11 protein-coding genes are annotated in these 22457 nt (G+C 62.2%); 5 read left to right on the top strand and 6 right to left on the bottom strand.

Annotated features, from left to right (window positions below; all coding sequences use genetic code 11):
- Positions 1 to 63: 63 nt before the first annotated feature.
- From JFU04_RS16200 to JFU04_RS16210, 3 genes are all read right to left on the bottom strand, one after another.
- Positions 64 to 1977, bottom strand: coding sequence for a hypothetical protein (locus JFU04_RS16200; RefSeq protein WP_201144902.1), 1914 nt, complete (start codon positions 1975 to 1977; stop codon positions 64 to 66).
- 97 nt (positions 1978 to 2074) lie between these two features.
- Positions 2075 to 4021 carry a hypothetical protein gene (locus JFU04_RS16205; protein WP_120448816.1) on the bottom strand — a complete coding sequence of 649 codons (1947 nt, stop codon included), beginning with the start codon at positions 4019 to 4021 and terminating at the stop codon, positions 2075 to 2077.
- 30 nt (positions 4022 to 4051) lie between these two features.
- Complete coding sequence (locus JFU04_RS16210) at positions 4052 to 4327, bottom strand: hypothetical protein (protein ID WP_162946100.1); 276 nt, start codon at positions 4325 to 4327, stop codon at positions 4052 to 4054.
- A 137-nt stretch (positions 4328 to 4464) separates the two neighbouring features.
- Between JFU04_RS16210 and JFU04_RS16215 the strand changes: the two genes are divergently transcribed.
- From JFU04_RS16215 to JFU04_RS16225, 3 genes are read left to right on the top strand one after another with little or no spacing between them, the layout of a single operon-like run.
- Positions 4465 to 5706: an exonuclease SbcCD subunit D C-terminal domain-containing protein gene (locus tag JFU04_RS16215; protein WP_065907877.1), complete on the top strand. Its 1242-nt coding sequence runs from the start codon at positions 4465 to 4467 to the stop codon at positions 5704 to 5706.
- Positions 5703 to 9341 carry an SbcC/MukB-like Walker B domain-containing protein gene (locus JFU04_RS16220; RefSeq protein ID WP_201144904.1) on the top strand — a complete coding sequence of 1213 codons (3639 nt, stop codon included), beginning with the start codon at positions 5703 to 5705 and terminating at the stop codon, positions 9339 to 9341. The genes JFU04_RS16215 and JFU04_RS16220 overlap by 4 nt, the downstream gene beginning before the upstream one ends.
- The gene (locus JFU04_RS16225) at positions 9338 to 9937 is read left to right on the top strand and encodes a glutathione S-transferase N-terminal domain-containing protein (RefSeq protein WP_201144906.1); all 600 of its coding nucleotides are present in this window, start codon (positions 9338 to 9340) and stop codon (positions 9935 to 9937) included. The genes JFU04_RS16220 and JFU04_RS16225 overlap by 4 nt, the downstream gene beginning before the upstream one ends.
- Positions 9938 to 10912: 975 nt before the next feature.
- Here the strand turns inward: JFU04_RS16225 and JFU04_RS16230 are convergent.
- From JFU04_RS16230 to JFU04_RS16240, 3 genes are all read right to left on the bottom strand, one after another.
- Entirely contained in the window at positions 10913 to 11092 is a 180-nt protein-coding gene (locus tag JFU04_RS16230) for a hypothetical protein (protein ID WP_065907868.1), read from the bottom strand.
- Positions 11093 to 11248: 156 nt separating this feature from the next.
- The gene (locus tag JFU04_RS16235; RefSeq protein WP_065907866.1) at positions 11249 to 12424 is read right to left on the bottom strand and encodes a lactonase family protein; all 1176 of its coding nucleotides are present in this window, start codon (positions 12422 to 12424) and stop codon (positions 11249 to 11251) included.
- Complete coding sequence (locus JFU04_RS16240; protein ID WP_201144908.1) at positions 12411 to 12701, bottom strand: DUF5629 family protein; 291 nt, start codon at positions 12699 to 12701, stop codon at positions 12411 to 12413. Before JFU04_RS16240 ends, JFU04_RS16235 begins: the two co-directional genes overlap by 14 nt.
- A 139-nt stretch (positions 12702 to 12840) precedes the next feature.
- On the opposite strand from JFU04_RS16240, the gene JFU04_RS16245 reads away from it, so the two are divergent.
- Positions 12841 to 17664, top strand: coding sequence for a dermonecrotic toxin domain-containing protein (locus tag JFU04_RS16245; protein ID WP_201144910.1), 4824 nt, complete (start codon positions 12841 to 12843; stop codon positions 17662 to 17664).
- A 40-nt stretch (positions 17665 to 17704) separates the two neighbouring features.
- Positions 17705 to 22354 carry a hypothetical protein gene (locus tag JFU04_RS16250; protein WP_201144912.1) on the top strand — a complete coding sequence of 1550 codons (4650 nt, stop codon included), beginning with the start codon at positions 17705 to 17707 and terminating at the stop codon, positions 22352 to 22354.
- Positions 22355 to 22457: the final 103 nt, after the last annotated feature.

A 22457-nucleotide genomic window follows, 5' to 3' on the forward strand; every position in this document is an offset into this window, starting at 1 on the left:
CCCACATAAACAACCCGCGACATGCGCGGGTTGTTTATGTGGGCGACTGGATAAAGAGCAGCGCTAGCGTGCAGCCCTCGGGTCGAAATACTGGTTCCTGACATTCCCGCCCCATAATACGTAAGTACCATCGACGCGACGTGCTGCAAAGGAAGGATCAGTATGCGGAGGCCTAGGAGGAGGTGGCGGTGGCAGGACCACGTAGGGGAAACGCTTGATAGAGTACAGCTCCGTTACCCCGCTGAGCAGGTATTCAGACAGCTCTGGAGGAATCTCACCGGCATCTTCCATCGCCAGTGTGGCTCCCCAGACGGATACCGCCCCGTCGGTACCTCCCTGCGTAGTGATAACGCCGTACGCACCATTGGTGCAGTAGACATCACGAATCAGGCTGGCCATCAGTATCTGGCGCACCGCCGGGTCCATTGTCCCGCCATGGGTGTTCAGCCCTGTCAGCACAATAGCGTTGGTGGTGCCGTCATCACGACGGCTCAGTAAAAAGAAGCTGACATCGTTGCCATACAGGCTGAGATTACCGTCGACAATGATCGCCGAGGACGAAACGTTCCTGCGCAGTCTCGGCGCTTCGGCGCTTTCGCCCCGCCGGCGAGGATAACCCGGTTCGGCGTTTGCACCCTCGATCACCTGTCTGTAGCTGTCTTTTTCTTGAGCCGTCAAGGGCGCGCCGCCATATTGAGGCGCTCCCCAAGCCTCCGCCTGGCCGCTACTGTTGGCCATCAGAAACGCCCAACGTGCGGACCTGCACAAAATGATGTTGCCACGTGCGGCGAGTGCAGCGGCGCTGGCATTCATATCGCCGCCTTCAGCAGCCCGGCCCCAACTGACCGCTCTACGCCTATCTCGCGTGATGGCACAGAACGATGCCGTCGCGGCAATAACCGATTGCACACCACCATCGTCGAGGATTCTGACCAATCTATCAGAGGGAATGGTTCCACCACCGTCGACGGCGCCCCACACCGCAATGTCGCCATCTCTTCCGATGGCGCAGAACGAAACCGCCGACGCGACTATTCGAGTCACAAACATCGCATCCAGTTGCGCGCGCACATCGGGCGGAATGTTGCCGCCATTATTGGGTTGCCCCCAGGCATACACCCTGCCGTTTCGAGTTCGAACCGCAAATGCATCGTCTGCCGCGTAGATGGCTTCGGGCGGGTCGAACCACAACTCTCGCTGGATCTGGTCAGGCACCGTCGAGGCCGGATTATTAACCGGGCCAATCGCAGCAATACTGTTTGCGCCTGGAGCAGGATTGTCATGGATCACGGCAAACGCACTTCGGGTGCTGTAAACCGACTTTACGCCCCGAAGAATAGGCGCCGTGGGGGGAACGGTGTTGCCCCAGCATAATAATTGATTGGTACTGCCGACACTCACCAAGGCGGCAAAACTGAACTCTGCCGAAAACAACTTTATCGCTTTATTATTCTTTAGAAAGTTCACGATCGCGGGCGGCACAGGCAACCCCCAGCCGGTCTGTCCTTCCAAATGAACATCGCCGCTGGTGGGCTCAAGCAACGCGAACACCCCACCGCTGGAAACAAACAGCCTGTCTGCGGGTTCCGGGACGTGAAATGAAAAATTACCGCGCTGTTTTAGATAACACCACTCGTTTTCCTCGTCCGATATACCCTGGAAGCCTGAAACAATTAGGTACTGAGGCGAAAAATATTCGCTGCCTGCTACGTTATTCGAGTCAACAGGCACCACCGAAAACTGCAGATACTTACCCTCATCGGAAGGCCTGATGTTGAAGTCCCGCTGCCCTTCCGCCTCCAGGCGTTGCCCATTAAGGTACCAATAAAAGCTTGACAGCCCTTCATGGCTGGCACCATTCGCGTCATACCGATAAAAACCACGCACCGTGGCGTGCACTAAGATATAGCCCAGAACCTGCACTTCACTGGCAGTGGGGACCGCATCAACAACCGCCTTTTTCTTCACGTTACTCATGACTGACTCTCCAACTCTGGGAATAAAAAGTGTTGGCAGCCCTCCGCAACGGCCTTCAAAAACGCAAGCCGCTGAGCGCCGTCCAAAACGTACGCCCTCATGAATCGACCGGGTTATACAACTCATCCGTCACACTTGTTCCGCCCCCCCACACCACGTACTGTCCATCTGTTCGCCTGGCGGCGAAGGCTGACGCTGATCGTGCGCCGGTAGGGGCATAAGGCGGCAAGAACTTCAACGCGTACAACCCACTCACATTTGCCCTCATGTACTCTTGCAGTTCACCCGGAACGTCACCTGCATCCTGATAAGCAGTGCCACCGCCAAATGCGTTGACCGCGCCACTGGCAGAGCCTTGTGTGCTAATCACGCCATAGGCGCCATTCGTGCAGTGCACATCCGTTATTAGACTGCCCATCAGCACTTGCCGGGTAGCGGGTGGAATAGCGCCACCTCCCGTGGGCTGGCCCCACGAAAACAGATCCTTGGTACTCCCATCGGATTCCTTGGCAACCATGAAGAAGCTGGAGTCATTGGAGTAAAGGCTGATGATGCCATTGGGGGTGACAATTTCGCCTAAGTTGGCACCTGGGGTTGCGCTTGGATCACAGGTGGCGTTGTGGCGTGTCGGCGAACGATGTTGTTGATACCAATCGTTGACGTGCATATCGTCGAAGAGCGCTTCAATGCGGTACTTTTCTCCGCTTTTTTCAAAGACTTTCCCCGCATCGTTATCTTGCCCATCGTCTTGACCGGCAAGCCCACCGTAACCCGCCTGGCCCCAAGAGGCGGACAGCCCGGAGTTATTGAACATGCAGAACGCCCAGGCAGACCCCCGGCATAACAGGATATTGCCGCCGGCAGCGAGTCTTTTGGCATCTTCATTCATGGTGCCTCCATAGGCTGCAGCGCCCCAACTGATCGCTCTTCTGCGGTATTTGGTAATGGCGCAGAATGCATTGCGGTTAGCCACCACCTGCTCAACACCGTCCTGGTCAAGGATGTACGTCAGGACCTCGGAAGAGATTTGCCCGCCGTTGGCTGCGTCACCCCACGCCACGACGTGTTTGATTTCAGGGTCATTGACGGTTTGCGGACCAATGGCGCAAAACGCACCGGCAGTGCTGACAATCCGCTCAACCTTCATCGCCATCAAATAGTTCTCAGCCGCCTGCGAGATACTGCCTCCGGCCGCAGCATTTCCCCAGGCATAGACGTTCCCCTTGAGAGTGACGACTGAAAATGCAGATTCCGTTGCATAGATTGCCTTGGGCAGATCGAAGAGCAGTTTGCGTTGAATATCCTCTGGTACCACCCCGCCATTCGCGGCGTTGCCAAAGGCACCGATGGTGTTTTTCCCTGGCGCCGGATTGTCGTAAATAAAGGCCACTGCGGTGCGATTGCTATACACGTACTTAATGTTATTCAAATCCAGTTGCGGGGGAATATTGGCCATATTAGTCCCCCACAACAACAGTCGCTTGGTACTGCCCAAGACCGGGACCAGTGCACCAAAATCCCGCTCGGTCGAGAACATACGCGTGGCTGGATTATTTTTCAGATAATCGCGTATTGCCTGTGGCGGTTCACCGGCATGATCAGCACGTCCTCTAACATGCACACTTTGCGTTTTGCCGTCGGTCAGCGAAAAGGCCAACGCACTCGCGACGAAGACTTTATCGTTAGGGTCGGGCACGTAATAAGAACAATGACCGCGTTGTGACATAAAACTATTACGGTGCTCTTCGTCGGAGATATTTTGATAGCCGTTTACGACGGCAATCTCCATCGAAAAAGTTTCTATACCGGTTTCACCATCGGCGTTCATCGGCGTTACCGAAAACCTGATTTTTGCCCCGCTGAGGGAGGCCTGGATTTGAAAGTCGAGGCTTCTGGCAGTGAGATAGTTAACGCCGTCTATATACCAGCGATAGATAGAGTTTTGCTCGGGAACATCATCAACGTAAAAATAACTACCGCGGACCACTGCACCCGCAACGGCCTCACCGATAATCGTCACATTAGTTGCTACAGGAATTGACATGAGATAAGCCTCAGTTATTAGAAAATCACACTAACCCTCAGACTCAGTCACCGCGCGAATAATCAGCTCCTCACCACGTTCACGCACCAGCCCTTCGCCATTGTCTTTGGGATAATGAAGTTGAATATTGTCCTGCTCTAAACACGCACAGACAGTAAGCGCTGCCGAAAATGGACTGTCTACTGTCATATTTAACAGGTGAGGCGACCGTTCATCTGATGATTCAAGATTGAAACAAGCACGTATGTACGCAATAACAACTGCCGTCCTGCGCCGACAAACGATACGAATAGCGTCTGTGACCATGCGCTATCTCTCCCTTGAGTCAGAGGTTTCCAAGGCGAACCCGCCTGACGTTCACCGTTGAGCATTCGGAGGGTGAAAGAATCGCGCCATTTACAGGTAAACTCCCCCTCCTCTTCATCTTCCCCACGGAGTTCGCCTTGCGTCTGTTCCACACCTCCGACTGGCACCTTGGCCAAAACCTGCACGGCCAGGAACGCGACTTCGAACACGCCTGCTTCCTTGAATGGCTGCTGCGCCAGATCGGCACCCAGCACCCGGATGTGCTGCTGATCGCCGGCGATATCTTCGACACGGTCAACCCGCCGCTCAAGGCCCAGGAGCGCCTGTATGACTTCATCATCAGCGCCCACGAACAAAATCCGAAACTGACCATTGTGATGATCGCCGGCAACCACGACTCCGGCTCGCGCATCGAACTGCCCGCGCCGTTGATGCGGCGCCTGCGCACTCATGCACTGGGCCGCGTGTTGTGGCTGGAGGATGGCGAACTGGACGCCGAACGCCTGCTGATCCCGCTGCCCGGCGCCAACGGCAAGGTCGCCGCCTGGTGCCTGGCGCTGCCGTTTCTGCGCCCGGCGGAAGTCACCGGCGCCCACCTCGGCGACGATTACCTGCGGGGGATTGGCCAGGTGCATGAACGGTTGATCGCGGCGGCCAATGCCAAACGCAAAAAAGGCCAGCCGTTGATAGCCATCAGCCACGCGCACATGGCTGGCGGTTCGGTGTCGGAAGATTCCGAGCGCAGCCTGATCATCGGCAACGCCGAGGCGCTGCCGGCCAGCTTGTTTGATAACAGCGTGAACTATGTGGCCCTCGGCCATTTGCACAAGCCGCAACGGGTCAATGGCGAAGAGCGCATTCGTTATAGCGGATCGCCGATTCCGCTGTCTTTTTCCGAAATCGGCTACAAGCATCAGATTCTCGATGTGACCTTCCAGGGCCAGTGCCTGGTGAGTGTCGAGCCGCTCCTGATCCCGCGTTCGGTCAACCTGCAGCGCCTGGAGGCCGCGCCACTGGCGGACATCCTCAAACAGCTGGCGGATTTGCCCGACATCGACCTGCTCGCCGAAACACAGCGCCATCCGTGGCTGGAAGTGCGCGTGCGCCTCGACGAACCGCAACCGGACCTGCGCCAGCAAATCGAAACCGCGCTGCAAGGCAAGGCTGTGCGCCTGGTGCGCATCGCCGCCGACTATGCAGGCAAGCGCGGCAGTGACGACACTGACGAAGAGCGCCTGGTCGAACTCGACCAGCTCACGCCCCAGGAGCTGTTCAGCCGCGCCTGGCAGGACAGCTACGGCAGCGAGGTAGATGAACAGACCTTGAAGGATTTCGCCGTGCTGCTCCAGGAAGTGCAACACGCGGGGGAACAGCCATGAAGATTCTTGCCATCCGCCTGAAAAACCTCGCCTCGCTGGCCGGCCCGTTCGAAATCGACTTTACCGCCGAGCCGCTGGCGAGTGCCGGGTTGTTCGCGATCACCGGGCCGACCGGTGCGGGTAAAAGTACCCTGCTCGATGCGCTGTGCCTGGCGCTGTTTGGCGCGGTGCCACGCCTGGGTGATACCGGCCAGGCCAAGATGCCGGACGCCGACACGGATATTTCCATCGGCGACCCGCGCACCCTGGTCCGACGCGGTACCGGCGGCGGCTATGCCGAGGTGGATTTCGTCGGCGTCAATGGCCGTCGTTATCGCGCGCGCTGGGAAGCCAATCGCGCCCGCGACAAGGCCAGCGGCAAGTTGCAGAACAGCCGCCAAAGCCTGATCGACCTCGACAGCGACCAACTGCTGGCCAGCCAGAAAACCGAATACAAGACCCAGCTGGAATTGGCCCTGGGCCTGAATTTCGAGCAGTTCACCCGCGCCGTGTTGTTGGCGCAAAGCGAATTCAGTGCGTTCCTCAAGGCCAATGACAACGAGCGCAGCGAACTGCTGGAAAAGCTCACCGACACCGCGCTCTACACCCAGCTCGGTCGCCGCGCGTTCGACAAGGCCAAGGAAGCCAAGGACGCGCACAAACACCTGCAGGACCAGGCCACCGGTGTGGTGCCCCTGGCCGCCGAGGCCCGCGCCGAACTCGACGAGCAATTCAACGCTGCCCAACAGCAGTTCAAGGCGCAACAGGCGCAACTCAAGCAGTTGGAACTGCAGCACACCTGGCTCAAGGAGCTGCGTGAGTGGCAAGACCGCCAGCTCAGCGCGACCGAGCAATTGCAGCGCGCCCAGGCCGAGTGGGACAGCCTGGGCCCGCAACGCCAGGACCTGAGCCGCCTGGACCAACTGGCGCCGCAGCGCCATCACTTTGCGCGCCAGGCCGAACTCGACAATCTGCTCACGCCCTTGGCCGCGCAGATTCAGGCGCATCTGGCGCAACAGGCCGAGCTGCAGACCCGCCAGGAGCAGGCACTCCAGCAGCAGGCGGCCGCGCACGCCGCGCTGGCCGAGGCCCTCAAGCAGCAAGCTGACGCCGCCCCGCTGCTGCTGCAAGCCTTCGCCGAACACAACACCCTCGCCCACTTGACCAAGGACCTGGCCAAGCGCACCGAAGACAAACTCCAGCAAGAAACCGCCTGCACCGAAGGCCAGGCGTTGCTCAAGGGCTTGCAGGACAAGCACACCCACGTTGCCGAGCGCCTGCAGCGGCTGGCCGCCGAGCTTGAGCGCAGCGCCGCCCTCGCGCCACTGAGCGATGCCTGGAGCGCCTATCGCGACCGCCTGCAACAGCTGATGCTGATTGGCAATCGCCTGAACAAAGGCCAGGCCGAACTGCCGCAACTGGAACAGCGGGCCACCCGCGCCGCAGAAAAATTCGCCGAGCAACGCGACGCCCTGGACCTGCTGTATCAGGAAGCGGGTGCCGAACCCCATGCCGTGGCCGAGCAGATCCAATTGCTGGCCAGCCTGCTACAGGACAATCGCAAGCAACAGCGCGCCTTTGAAGACCTCACGCGGTTGTGGGACAGCCAGCAACAGCTGGACCAGCAGGCCAGTGCGCTGACGCAAAAACTCGCGGACGCCCAGCGACAACGCGAACAACTGAACCAGGCCGGCCTGCAAGCCAAGGCCGAGCTGACCGTCGCCGAGCAAACCCTGACGGTGACCAAGCAATTGCTGGAACGCCAGCGCCTGGCCCGCAGTGCCAGCGTCGAGGAGTTGCGCGAGCAGTTGCAGGATGACCAGCCGTGCCCGGTGTGCGGCAGCCATGAGCACCCCTATCACCAGCCCGAAGCCTTGCTGCAAAGCCTCGGTCGGCATGACGACAGCGAAGAGGCGGCGGCGCAGACAGCCGTCGACACGCTCAAGGAAAAACTCACCGAGCTGCGCGGCGAAGTCGGCGGCCTGATTGCCCAGCAAAAGGAATTCCTGCAACAACAGGAGCAGGTGGTCAGCCAACAGCAAGGCCTCAAGCCGAGCCTGGATGCGCATCCGCTGGCGGCCACGCTGTTCAATCAGGACACGGCCAAGCGCAGCGACTGGCTGACCCAGCAACTCAGCCAACTGACCCAGAACATCGCCCAGGACGAACAGCGCCAAGGCGCCCTGCTCAACCTGCAACAAAACGCCGGCCGCCTACAGCAACAACTGCAGGCAGCCCAGGATGCCAGCCAGCAGGCCCGCCAGTTGCTGGTGGACCAACAGCGCGAGCTGTACAACGACCGCGAGCGCCTCGACGAAGAACTCAACGCCTTCGCCAGCCTGTTGCCCGCCGATACCCTCGAAGGCTTGCGCCGCGAACCGGCCGCGACGTTCATGCAGCTGGACCAGCAGGTCAGCCAACGCCTGGAGCAACTGGGCCATCAGCGCGACGAACTGGCCGAGCAGCAGGAGCGCCAGCAGGCCATCGAGAAAGAACAAACCCACCAGCAACATCGCCAGCAGCAACTCGACGCCCTGCTCCAGCAGGTCGCGGAATTGGCCGCACAACGGCAGGCCGCCGAGGAAAAACTCAGCGCCCTGCTCGGCGAGCACCCCAGCGCCGAACACTGGCAGCAGCAACTCGACCAGGCGGTGGCGCAGTCACGCCAGAGCGAAACCGGCGCCAACCAGCAACTGCAGGACACGCGCGACGCCTTGATCCAATTGGCCGCCGACCTCAAGGCCCAGCAGGAACGCCAGCAGGCGCTGCAAGCCGAGCAACAGGGTCTCGCCACGCGCCTGCAGGCCTGGCGCGCGCTGCACCCCGAACTGGACGACGAAGGCCTGGCCCGTTTGCTGGCCCTCGACGAGGCGCACATCAACGCGCTGCGCCAACAGCTGCAGCACAGCGAAAAAGCCGTCGAACAGGCCAAGGTCCTGCTGCAGGAACGCGAGCAACGCCTCGCCGAGCACCAGGCCCTGCACAACGGCAACCTGGACGCCGAACACCTCGACAGCACCCTGGCCGCGCTCAACCAGCAACTGGCCGAGGGCGAGAAACACTGCGCGGAACTGCGCGCGCGCCAGTCCGAAGACCAGCGCCGCCAGGACGCCAACCATGCCCTCGGCGAGCAGATCGCCAGGGCCTATGACGAATGGCAACGCTGGGCCCGCCTGAATGCACTGATCGGCTCGGCCAACGGCGACACTTTCCGCAAGATCGCCCAGACCTACAACCTCGACCTGCTGGTGCACCACGCCAACGTGCAATTGCGCCAACTGGTGCGTCGCTATCGCCTCAAGCGCGGCGGCAGCATGCTCGGCCTGTTGGTACTGGATACGGAAATGGGCGATGAACTGCGCTCGGTGCATTCACTGTCGGGAGGCGAGACTTTCCTGGTGTCGCTGGCCCTGGCGCTGGGCCTGGCATCGATGGCGTCGAGTACGTTGAAGATCGAGTCGCTGTTTATCGACGAGGGCTTCGGCAGCCTCGACCCCGAATCCCTGCAATTGGCGATGGACGCCCTCGATGGCCTGCAGGCCCAGGGCCGCAAAGTCGCGGTGATCTCCCACGTGCAGGAGATGCACGAACGCATCCCGGTGCAGATCCAGGTCAAGCGCCAGGGCAATGGCTTGAGCACCCTGGAGGTCAAGTGAGCGAGGCGCTGCTGTATTCGTTCCGGCGCTGCCCGTATGCCATGCGGGCGCGGTTGGCGTTGCGCTATTGCGGCGTGCCGGTGCAGATCGTCGAGGTGAGCCTCAAGGCCAAACCGGCCGAGATGCTGGCGCTATCGCCCAAGGGCACGGTGCCGGTGCTTTGCGTCGACGGTCGGGTGATCGAGGAAAGCCTGGAGATCATGCAATGGGCCTTGGCGCAAAATGACCCTGAGGATTGGTTGCTCGGGGGTGACCCGCGGGTGCTGGAACTGATTGCCGAGAATGACCAGGTGTTCAAACATCACTTGAATCGATACAAGTATGCCGAACGCTACCCGCAGCAGCCGATGGAACACTATCGGGCCGAAGGCGAGGTGTTTTTGCAGCAGCTGGAGGGGTTGCTGGCGAAAAATGACTACTTGCTGGCCGGGCATTTAAGCCTGGCCGACGTCGCACTGGCACCGTTTGTGCGCCAGTTTGCCCATGTGGATCGCGAGTGGTTTGCCGGTACTCCTTATCACAGGCTGCAAACCTGGTTGCAACGCTTTCTGGAGTCGCCGCTGTTTGCAGCGGTAATGGCAAAACCTTCAGGCTGAGCGCAGATCAAAATGCGGGAGCGGGATTCTTGGGGTGAAAGGGCCTCTCATGGTGGGCAGGCCTCCCATGGTGAAAGGACCTCTTGGGGTGAGCTGGCCTCTGATGGTGAAAGGACCTCTTGGGGGTGAGCTCGCCTCTCATGGTGAAAGGACCTCTTGTGGTGAGCTCGCCTCTTGTGGTGAGCGGGCTTGCCCCGCGTTGGGCTGCGCAGCAGCCCCAGGACCCGGCGCCTCGGTGTGTCAGGTCAAACCCGGGCGCTTGCAATGGGGCCGCTTCGCAGCCCAACGCGGGGCAAGCCCGCTCGCCACAATAGATCTGCCAACCCCACAATAGATCTGCCAACTCCACAATAGCCCCGCCCCCCAATAGACCTGCCAACCTCACAATAGACCTGACAACCCCACAATCACCTGCCCATACACAATCAAATGTGGAAGCTATGTGGCCTGGCATTCAGTGCAGGGAAGACACTGGATCTCTTACCGGCGGGCTTCTTGTGCTGAACGGGCTTCAGATGGTGAAAGGACCTCTTGGGTTGAGCTGGCCTCCCATGGTGAAAGGACCTCTTGGGGTGAGCTCGCATCTTGTGGTGAGCGGGCTTGCCCCGCGTTGGGCTGCGCAGCAGCCCCAGGACCCGGCGCCTAGGTGTGTCAGGTCAAACCCGGGCGCTTGCAATGGGGCCGCTTCGCAGCCCAACGCGGGGCAAGCCCGCTCGCCACAATAGATCTGCCAACCCCATAATCACCTGCCAGCACTCCATCACCTGACAAGCACAACCATCACTTGCCAGAACCCAGTCACCTGCCAACCACAACCACAACCATCACTTGCCAACACACCATAACCTGCCATCCACACAATCAAATGTGGGAGCTGGCTGGCCTGCGATGCTGACGACTCGGTCCAACTGATTTACCGAGTTGAGTTCATCGCAGGCCAGCCAGCTCCCACATTTGATCTGTGTTGCCTGGCAATCAGTGTTGGGTCTTGTGGTCCAGTGCGGCGTAGAAGTTGGCGCTTTGTTGCAGGTATTTCTGGGTGTAGGCGCTGGTGCTGGATTTTTTACCGGCAACGTCCACGCTGGCGGCGGCAGGCAAGGCTACGGTGGCGGAAACAGCGGAGGCGGCGATGATGGAGAAGAGGTTCAAGTTCATGTCAGTAACCCTTGTGTTCGTTTGGTTGAGTGGCCGGGGAAGGCCTTGGAACCCAACTTACGCCCGAGGGCTGAACCTTAGAAATGCTTTGAAACAGTAGCCGCTATTAATAGAATTAATACAAGGAGTCAGGCCCCGCCGTGCGGGGCCTGTGGCTTATTGACGCACCAGGAACTTGAGGTCGCTGGGCGCATCGATCGCCAGTTTCTGCACGGTTTTACCCAGCAGGCCGGTCTTGGGGTCACGTTCGACCACTACGATTGCATTGCTTTTCTGGTTGGCCACCAGCAGGAACTTGCCACTCGGGTCCAGGCTGAACTCGCGCGGGTGATCGCCTTCAACGGAGCGGCGCTGCAGCTCCTTGAGGTGCGCGGTCGCCGGGTCAATGCTGAACACCAGCAGTTGATTGGCCGTGCCGCGATTGCTCACATAGAGGAACTTGCCATCACTGGACGCATGCAGCGCGGCACCGGCCTTGTCGGACACCGGTTGCCCGGCGGCGTAATCGAGCAGTTGAGTCTGGTTGAGCTTGCCGTCGTGGTAGTCGAACACGGCGATCTGGGCGCTCATCTCGGTGGTCAGCCAGGCATGCTTGCCATCGGCGCTGAACAGCAAGTGACGCGGACCGCTGCCTGGCGGTAATTGCACGAAGGCTGGATCGGCCGGGGTCAGCGGCAGTTCGTGGTTGGCCTTGGGGTCGTAGTGGTAGACAAAGACCTTGTCCGCCCCCAGATCCTGCACAAACACGTACTTGCCATCCGGCGACGACACCACCGAATGCACATGGTTGGACGCCTGGCGCTCAGGGTTCACGCGGCTGGCCGGGTGCCCGCTCAACTGCACCGGCGCGGACAGCTTGCCACTGGCGTCCACCGGCAGCACGGCCAGGCTGCCACCCGGGTCTTCCAATACCGAATAGTTGGCCACGAACAGGTAACGGCCATCAGCCGCGACGCTGGAATACGTAGGCTCATTGCCCAGGCTTTGCACCTGGTTGACCAGGGTCAGCTGATGGTTCTGCGGGTCGATGCTGTAGCTGCTCACACGGCCCACCGGGTCTTTCTGGCCCGGGCCGTTTTCATTCACCACAAACAGATGCTTCTGGTCCTTGGACACCGTCAACCACGAGGGGTTGGCTGCCTTGGCCGCGAGCACCGGCTCGCCCTGGAACTGGCCGGTGCGGCTGTCGAACTGCAACCGGTAGATGCCTTGGCTGGTGCCGGCGGTGTAGCTGCCCACCAACAGTTCATAAGTGTCGGCCGGCGCCGCCTGTACCGACATCGCGCCGACACTGCCGGCCATCAGCAGGGGCCAGAATTTACGCATCATCATGCTCGTCTTCCTCGTCGTTATTGTTGCCGGTGAAGGCGGCCATGCACACCAGGCGGTGCTCGCCCGAATCACCGGTGAGGGTCCAACTTTGCAAGGCTTCATCAAAGGTTGCGGCCTGCACTTGCGCCAGGCTGAAGGACCAGCGTTTTTCAGCGCGGCCATCCATGCACATGATCGACAGCTTCTGGTCGTCGAGTTTGAAGTCAAAGGCATGCAGGCCATCGATTTCGAGCATGTCGCTGGTTGCAAGTTCATTAGAGAGGCTGCGGACGGTCATCAGGATCATTCATCAGTGGAAAAAACCTTGATGATAGGCCAATCCGGCGGTGCCGTCGTGTCGCGATAGCGGGCTACCGCACCCGCTGCGCCGTGGCTTGCGATTCTAGGGACTACCCCCTGACAGAATGGACTCGTTTATGCCGCAAGACACACCCGCCACCCCACTGTTGCTGCCTCATCGAAGCGACACCCTCGCCCGGGCCGTGGCCCGGCAGTTCACCGGGCGCCCGACGTTGCGCCAGGTGGTCGACCAGCACGTGCACGAACGCCTGCTGGAACAATTCCCCTCACTGGTGCTGGACATGTCCAGCGTCAAGCTGGCCGTCCCCAACCAACGACGCGGCTGGGACCTGCGGCGCTTGAGCGATGTCATCCTCGATTACCTGGGCCACGGCACGCCCCTGAACATGACCGAGGTGATCGACACGCGCCGCTGCTTCCTGTCCCAGCGCCCGCCCTTGCACTTGACCTATGAGGCCGACGGCCCGCGCGAGCCGGACATGGCGGTGATCGAACGGGTGATTGCGGACCTGCCCTTCACCCTGCCCATCGCCTTTCAAGATGCCCTGACCCGCTACTGGAACGGCGCCGCCGACACCGGTGCCAGCCGCTGGCAATGGCTCGGCGACCTGCTGGCCGACAACCTCAAGAGCACCGCCAGCCTGCTGCCAGCCGGGTTCGCCCAAGACATGCTCTACGCCGTCAGCCGCCATCCCGATCGCCGCGAACGCGAGGGTGTGCGTGCGTACTGCCTGGAGGGCTGCGTGATCCACCAGGGCCGCACCACGCGCCTGCTGAGCAGTGACCTGTTGTTGGTGCAAGGCGACCACGTGCTGCTGTGCCAGGCCTCGGGCAACGTTGAAAACTTTGCCTCAGTGGACGCGTTCAACCAGGCCTGGGGTCAACGCCTGGCCGCCGCGTTGCTGGCCGAGAAGATCCAGGTCAAGCACTACGAGCCCGATGGCAACCTGTTCGATATCCAGGCCGCCTTGCTGCTGAACCAGCAGTTGGACGACCTCGACGCCCTCCGTTTGCCGGCCACTGACGGTGTACGCGCGCTGGAGCAACGCTTCGCCGACGCCACCGACCCGGTACCGACCTTCCTCGCCGCCCCGGTCCCCGACCCGGCGCACCAGGCGCGTCTCCAGGCGGCGCTGCCGGACTGGCTGCAGGCGGCCAGCGCAGACCAGCGCTTTGCCTATCGCCAGGGGCTGGTGGACCAGGCGCGAGTGCAGCGAGAAAACGCTGGCGCGTCGTTCCTCGACGGCGTCGAGAGCCTGCAGGCCTTCACCGTGCGCGCCCTGCGCGAGCAGATGCGCCGCGATCATCCCGAGTCCAGCGTGGAACCGGAAAACCTGCAACTGACCTTCCATGTCCCGGTAGGCGACCTGCACAGCGGCTACCTGGCGCCGGTGAGCATGAGCCTGACCGAACTGGCCATCCACAACCTCGCCGCTGCGCCGCAGGGCCGCATGAGCGTGCGCGACACGTCGGGCGCCGCCCTGCCCGCCTGGTTCAATGAGGATTATGTGCTCGGGGAAAAAGGCGTATTCCACAGCACGCCGGGGCTGATTCGCCAGGTGGACATTGGCCGCCATTACCCGGCAAAAATCCGCGAGTGGCTGTTGGGGGACAGCCCTGACATACGCCGGCGCGAAGCCTTGTTTGGCGAGCAACTGAGCGTGCAGCTGCCACGCCAGGCGCTGGAACAGGCGATTCGCCAGGAGCACGGCCTGACCTTCCAGGGTTATCGCTACATCAAGGCCGTGTTGCAGCGCAGCGCACCCGGCCGGGTAGTAGAGGGCCAGGACATCGTGATCCGCCCGCTGGCCTTCGTGCGCACGCCCGACGCGCGGCCGGACAGCGTCGCGAGCATGTTCATCATCGAGCCTCGAGACCAGGGCAATGGCCCGCATCTGCTCTATCGACCGTTGTACTCCGACGCGCTGCACCAGTTCGCGAGTCGCCAGGCATTGTTCGACGCGATTGCCGAGCCTGGCGCCCTGCAAGACAGTGTGCTGGCCTGGCTGCCGGACAAGACGCGGTCGATCTATAGCCACGGCGGTTTTCAGAGCCCGCATATCCTGCGCTTCGGCCAGGGCGACGACACCGTACAGTGGCCCGCACCACCGCCCGCGCAGTTGGCGCAGGACCTCAACGGCGGCGAAGTGCCAGGCTCGCTCGCGCAATCACTGGCGACCGGCAACCTGCTGCAATACCTCTACGGCAGCAATGCCCGGGCCCTGGTGGACCTGGCTGATCGCGACTCGGTGTCGAATGCCGAAAGCCGCTGGGCCGTGCTGCTGGAGGGCGGCTGGTTGCTGTTCAACGCGCTGTTGATGCCGCTGTTGCGCGGCCCGGCGATGGCCGTGGGCTGGATCCTGCAATTGGCGGTCAGCCTCAAGCACGACCTCGGCGGCCTGCAGAGTGATGACGCGGCCGCGCGGGAACTGGCCTGGGTCGACGTGTTGCTCAATATCGGCCTGCTGGTGCTGCACGCGGCCTCGCCCACCGACACCGCGCCGCGCCTGCCCACGCGCACGCCGGGCGAGCCGACCTTGCCCCTCGCCGCCCTGCGCCGCCCGGCCTCTGCGCCGTCGGCGCCCACGCTGATCGAGCACGGCCCCATCGGCCTGCCATCCGAACCGGTGGCGGGCGACCAGACCCTGGTGGATTTTATCCATTCCAACGCCCGGGATGCCTCGCGTCGGCGCCTGCTGGACGCCCTGCGCGAACTCAATGTGGCGTGGCCCGTGCCGCCGCCGACGCCCGTAGAGATTGGTCCGCACCGAGGGCTGTACAGCATCGACCGACGCTGGCATGCCTCAGTGGGCGGCTTGCTGTTCGAGGTGAACATCCAAGCCGAAACCGACGCGTTATTCATCGTGCATCCGCAAAAACCTGAGCATCCGGGCTTTGAACTCAAGACCGACGGCCAGGGCCATTGGTCGCTGGACCTGGGGTTGAAACTGCGTGGTGGCGGGCCCAAGAACCGGTTCAAGGCCAAACTGGTGCAGATTGAAGAACAACGCGCACAAGCACACGAGCACGCCAAACGCATTGAGGGCCTTATAGCGGCGGTCAGTCGTGAGCAACTGAGCTTTGTCGACGGGATATTCCCCGCCAAGGCCCTGCTTGAATCACTCGACCAGCAGTTGCTGGTTGCCCACACAGCCCTGCGGGCCGCGCCCGAGAACCCGGTGCTTATCCAGGCGCACGCCGCCACCGCCCGTTCCAGGGCCCGCGCCAAGGTGAGCTTCCAGGTGCTGCTGGAACGTTTCGAACGTACCGCCGGGCCCCAACAGCAGCATCGCCGCGACCTGCTGGAGGCCTACCGGAAAATCAAGGTGGCGGACGGCAAGTTCGACTATGAAGCCAATGCGCAGGAGGTCTACACGAGCATGCTCGCCAGTGATGAGTTACACATCGCCTTCACGGACGCCTTGCACCGCAGCACCTTTTTCTCTGACCAGGGTGAATCCCTGGTTGAACTGGCCGGCAGGCCGGGCGACACAGCAGCCATCCGTTATGTCTATGATCTGGTGCAAACCAACTTTGCCGCCAGCGAGCGCCATTTCAAGGCGGTGCTCGACATCGAGAATGCGCTCGAAACACTCGCGGGTGATCTCAAGAGCGGGCCCGCAGAGCGCTACAAGTACCTCAGTGCAGTGCCTGCCCGACGCTTCTACAACCGCGTGACCGCGACCCTGGAAACCCTCGACCTGCTGGCACTGCTGAGCATCGACCTGACATTCGAACCGCACACCGCCGAGGAATTGTATTTCTTCCAGAACCAGCGACTGCTGCACACCGTCGAGTCCTCAAGGGTGAACACCCACCTTGACCTGCTGGCCACCGAGGGCTTCACCGTCGCCGAACGCAAGGCGGTGCTGCTCAACCTGATTGACCATTACAGCCACCGCCTGCAGATCTACCGCGCGCTGATGGACATCAATTCCCCGTTGATCATCCCGCGCTATATGCCGCTGCTGATCGAACGCCTCGAAACGGTACGCAGCGCGGCCGAGGCCGACTTGGCCGATGTGTTGCGCGAGGATGAGTTCCTGCCGCCGCAAACGGGAGTGTTCAAGCCGCTGAAAATCGCCGTTCCCGGAAAACGCGTGTTCAAGTCCCGGGACAAGGGCGCACTGGTAGGTGAGCTGCAAGCGCCTGACGCAGATACGCCTTTCCCCACCATCATCACTCGCAACCCAATCACTCAGCAGCCCAGCGGCCGGTTCATCGAACACCCGGGAGAAGGTTGGGTCGAGATCGTCGACGCGCCGCCGAGCCGCCCGGCGGAAAAGCCCCCTACCCGCTCCCTGGCCAGCTTGCGTACCCAGTCCCAGCAGTTGCTGGAGGAAGTCGGCGCGATCGAGCGCTCCATCAAGTTCCAGAAGAACAAACTCAAGGACCCGCAACGCCGCGACGACCTCAATCCCCGCGACTGGGACGACATGCTCCAGTATCAGGCCCAGCGCATCGAGTCGATTGCCGATGAGATCCAGCGGCAGCACCAGGAGCCGCAGACGGTCGAGCGCTTGCGCACACGTGCCGGCGAATTGCGCACCCAGGGCCGGCAACACTGCATCGAAGGGCTCAAGGCCCAGCGGCCCCGCCAGGCAAATATCGACTACCTGCGCATCCACGCCGCCGTGGATATCGGCCTGGTCCACGGCCCGCAACGCACCGCGGCCGGCGACTACGTGACCGAGTTTGCGGTACGCGAGAAAAACGCGCTCACGGTGCTCTGGTACGCACACTTTCACTACGCGCGTGCCGGTGTGCCGGCGGCTGAGTACACCAAGGCCCATCTCAAGCGTCCCGAACACCGCTTTATCACCTTCAAGGACTTGCTCGCCCAGGCCGGAAACGACAACCGCGCCATCGTGCGTGATGTGTACAACCCGATCACCCCGCCACTCGACCAACGCCTGTTCCTGAGCCTGCTCCCTGCCTAGAACCCGCCATGAATGGCATCGAATTGCCAAAAGGATGTGTATGCAATCCCCTGACTCTATCGCGCACGCCGTCAGCGCGCGCTTCGCTGATCGCCCGACGCTGGAAAGCGTGATTCGCCAGCAACTCGCCACCGCCCTTGGCGAGCGGTACCCGACCCTGACGCTGGACCTGAGCCGCACGCGGCTGGCCAGGCCGCAACGCCGCAGTTGGCTGCTGCAACCGTTTATGCCGGTGGTGCATGACGCCCTGGCCAGCGGCGTGCCGCTGGACTTCAAGGATGTCGGCAGCCTGGCCTGGTACCTCTCCGACGAGCCGCCCAAGCGCCTGAAACTCCCAGGATTGACCCCGGAAAAACTCGATATGCAGGTCATCGCCACGCTGATTGGCGAGATCCCCCAGACCTTGAGCATCGCACTGCAAAACGCCCTCGCCGCCTATTGGGATGCCGGCCACTGGCGCTGGCTGGCCGACGTGTTGAAGGACACCCTGCGCGTCGCCGCCCTGCGCCAGGCCGAGCTGGATCAAACGGCCCGCGAGACCCTCGACCAGGTATTGACCAACCCTGAGCGCGAGGACCGTCTCACCCTCCATGGCGAACGTGCGGTGTACGCCTACGGGCTGCAAGCCACCCTCAAGGACGCGGCGCGCAGCGTCAGCCTGCTCGGCCCGGACCTGTTGCTGGCCCGCGCGCTGAATGGCAAGACGTCGGTGCTGCTGTGCAGCCCGCAGACGGGTATCGAGACGTTCGCCAGCGTGGATGTGCTGATCCAGGCCGTGGGCCAACGCCTGGGGCGTCAGTACCAGGTCGAGGATATCCTGCTGCAACGCTACGAAATCGACGGCGATCTCTTCGAGCACCAGGCGTCGTTGATCCTCAATCACCAACTCGAAGACCTCGGCAACCTGAGCCTGCCCACCGGCCAGCCCTTCAGGGTGTGGCAGACGCTGTATAACGACATCACTGACCCTGGGCGATTCTTCCGCGACGCGCCGGCCGCGCCTGCCCTGGCAACCTTGCGCACCCACTTGCCGGCCTGGCTGCAAAGCGCCAGCGCCGACGACCAGGCCGCTTACCGCCGCTACACGCTGGCACTGGCCACCGCCAAACAGCGCGCGGGGGGCCGTACCGTGCTCAGCGATATCGACGACATCCGCACCTACACCGTCAACGCGCTGTTGCAAGCGCTGCAAGGGGATGCCGTGACCTTTGCCAATCACGCGCCGACGCCGCCGTCGGTCGCGGCCCTGCACCCCGACGACCTGCTGCTGACCTTCTCCGTGGCCGCCGGCTACCCAGGCACCGCCGGGATCATCCGCCATGAACGCGTGAGCCTGACCGAGCTGGCCATCGACAACCTGTCCAGCCGTCCCAGCGCCAGCGTGACCCTCGCCAACCGGCAAGGCCTGCCCTTGCCGGCGTGGCTGACCGCCGACTACCTGATGGGCACCGGCGGCCTGGTGGAACGCGTGGACATTGGCCAGCACTACCCACGCCTGCTCGAAACCCGGTTACTCGGCGACAGCCCCGAGGCACGCCAGCGTGAAGCGCTGTTCGCCGCGCAGCAAGCCGTGCAACTGCCGCTGCTGGCACTGGAATTGAGCCTGAAACAGCAAGCCGGGCTGAGCCCCCAGGGTGCGCGCCTGGTGGCGGCCGTGATGGAGCCGGCAGCCGCCGGCCAGCAGGTCGATCAGAATCCGGTGGTGATCCGTCACCTGGCGCTGCTGCAAATGCCCGGCGCCCAGCCGGACCCGGTCAGCGCCATGTACCTGATCGAAGCCCGCGACACCGCCCTCGGTCCTCATGTGCTGTACCGACCGCTGTACGCCGAAGCCCTGCAGGAATTTGCCAGCCGCGAGGCGTTGTTTGAAGCCATCGCCGAACCTGGGCCCTTGCAGGACAGCGTGTTGACCTGGCTGAGTGACACGGCCCGGCCGATTTACGCCAATGGCGGGTTTCGCGAGCCCCACTACGTACGCTTCGGCCAGGGCGATGAGTTCTCGACCCTGGGCACACCGACACCGGCGACGTTGTCCGCTGATGGCATCAACGACGAACTGCAGCAGTGCCTGATGACCGGACGCTTGATGACCTACCTGTTCAGCGATCATGCGCGGGCCCTGGTGCAACAAGCCGACCGCGCGTCGGTGTCCAACAGCGAAAGCCGCTGGCAGGTGCTGCGCGAAGGCAGCAGCCTGTTGTTCGGCAACCTGCTGCTGCCCCTGCTGCGCGGGCCGGCCATGCTCACCGGCTGGCTGTTGGGGCTGATGGCCAGCCTGGGTCAGGACATTCCGGCGCTGGCCGCCACGGACCCGCACGCACGGGAGCTGGCCACTGTCGACCTGCTGCTCAACCTCGGGCTGCTGTTGCTGGAGGCCGCTCCCGTGGTGGTGCCAACACCGGCACCGCTGGCAGCCGGCCTCAGGGAGCAGGCGCTGCCCTCGGCCCTCACCCCGTGGGTCGCGGAGCAATGGCCACAACCAGCCGCACCGAGCATTCGTGAAGGCGCCGTCCTGCTGGCCGGGGCGCTGGCGCAGAAACACAGCACGGTGCTGGATTTCGGCTTTGCGCAGGCACGCCAGCGCCTGACCCCGGCCCAGCGCAGCCGTCTCGCGACGTTCAAGGCGCCGCGGCCGTCGCCCCTGCCCCAACCGGTATTGAACGGGCCGCGACGCGGGCTCTATGGGGTCGAAAACCGGTGGTATGCGCTAGCCAACGGCGAGTGGTTGCAGGTCAGCCTGGAGCCGCAGGGCGAAACCCGTGTGGTGATGCCAGGCGATGCCGAAGTGTATGGCCCTTACCTGCGCAGCGATGCACACGGCGTGTGGTCGGTGGACACGCGCCTGCACCTGCGCGGCGGCATGCCAACCAAGCGGATTGCCGCCGATCGCCAACGGCGTGCGCAGCGTATCCGCGAGCTGCAGGACAACTATGAACGGTTCGTCCAGGGCCAGGCGGACCAGCAAAAGCGAATCGATATTATCCTGGGGGTCATGACCCGCACCGCCGAAGATCCACGCTTCAGCGAAGCGCAGGCGGCTGACAGCCGCCAGCGATTCGACACGGCCCTGCAAGAGCAGACCCGGGACTACCAGCAGCAACTGGACAGCCTGAAAGAGCGCAACGAATTGAACATCCCCCTGCCGCCGCATTCCGTCGCCGGCCTGTTGGAAAACATGGTCAACAACGCGCGCAAGCATGTGGTGGTGGCCGAGAAGGATCGTGGCGCGCTGTATCGCTCCCACGCTCACTTCATGGCCAAAGCGCCGCGCCTGGCCGAGGCTGTTCTCGGCGACTTCGCCGCGTATCAACAGTTTGTGCGCAGCCTGATTGCCATCAATGAACGCTCGATCCACTGGCTTGAACTGCGTGATCGCTACCTCGACGAACTGTTCAAGCTAGGCGACGACGGCAGCGACCACTACCGCCGCCTGACGCTGGATCGCCCTCCGGAAATCAGTGCGTTGGCGGTCAAGGATCTGCTGATGCGCAATTTCGAGCTGATGACCCATAAACACCCAGGTCACCCCTTGGTCACCGTGATGATCGATATCCTTGAGCCGCTGCAGGAGCACTTGCGCACCCACAGCGAGCTGAACGAGCTTGAGGTGACAGCCGAGGAACGCATCAACGTGCTCGAAAGCCTGGTGGAGCATTACGGCCGCGGCCTGGACTCCTTGCAGGGGGTCGGGATCGTGAATGTCGACGAACTGGACGGTGAGTATTTCGCCAAGCTGGTCAAGCTGGTTGAGGGGTTGTACCAGGAAGCCGCCAAGCAGCTCGCCAGTGAAATCAAACCCGCTGCCCAACCCGCTCCGCGTCCGAGCCGACGCCCGCCGATAGTCGCCGGCAAAGCGCAGAAAAAAGTCATTCGCACGGCGAAAAAAGGCACGTTTATCGGCGAGGTCAAACCCGTGGGTACCCTGGAAACTGTCGAGCTTCGTTCGCAGCTCACCGGTGAAGTGTTTGGCACCTATTCACAGCGGGGCGAGCAATGGATCCAATTCAAGGACGCGACGCCACCGCGCTCGCCAGGCGTGCCGCGCAGTTTGAGCCTGGTCAAGGGCGAGGCTCGCAAACTGTTGGGCATGCTCGAGGAACACCTGCAGCGCGGCGAGCAGTACAAGAAAGTCTCGCGACACCCGCAGGAAGTCCAGGAGGTGCTGCTGCACGAGTCGGTGCGCTACGACAAGCTGGCCACCGAACTGCACCTGGCGATCCAGGCCCAACCCGCCGAAGCCCGAGCGCCGGCCGACCTGGCCCTGGAAAATGACATGCGCCAGGCGGCGGTACGCCTGAATGAGCGTGGCCAGGCGCTGCGCATTCAACTGAGCCTGGAACTGCCGCCGACGCACGGCAACCTGGAGTATCTGATCGAACAGAAGCGCGCGAACATGGCGCTACTCGGAGAGCGCATTCAACTTCGCGGCGAGCGTCGGGATTTTGTGCAGGAATACGCCGTCAACGACGCGGGAGGCTATCCCTTGTGGTACGCCCATTTCCACTACCCGGCGGCCGATACACCCAAGGCCCACTACACCGCCGCCCACCTGAAAACCCGTGAGCAACGCAAGGTGAGTTACTACTCGCAACTGGCCCGCGCGCAAAGCCCGCAGGCGGTGGTGGACGTGCACCGCGGCTTGCTGGGCAAGGCGTTGGCCGAGCGCTGGTTCCTGCCGCTCGCGCCGTGAGGGAAAAGGCTGGCGAGCGGGCCTCCTGTGATGAACAATCCTCTTGTGATTAGCGAGGCTGTTGTGATGAGCAGTCCTCTTGTGATGAACAAAGCTGTTGTGG

The organism is Pseudomonas sp. TH21 (assembly GCF_016651025.1).
GTDB lineage: Bacteria > Pseudomonadota > Gammaproteobacteria > Pseudomonadales > Pseudomonadaceae > Aquipseudomonas > Aquipseudomonas aylmerensis.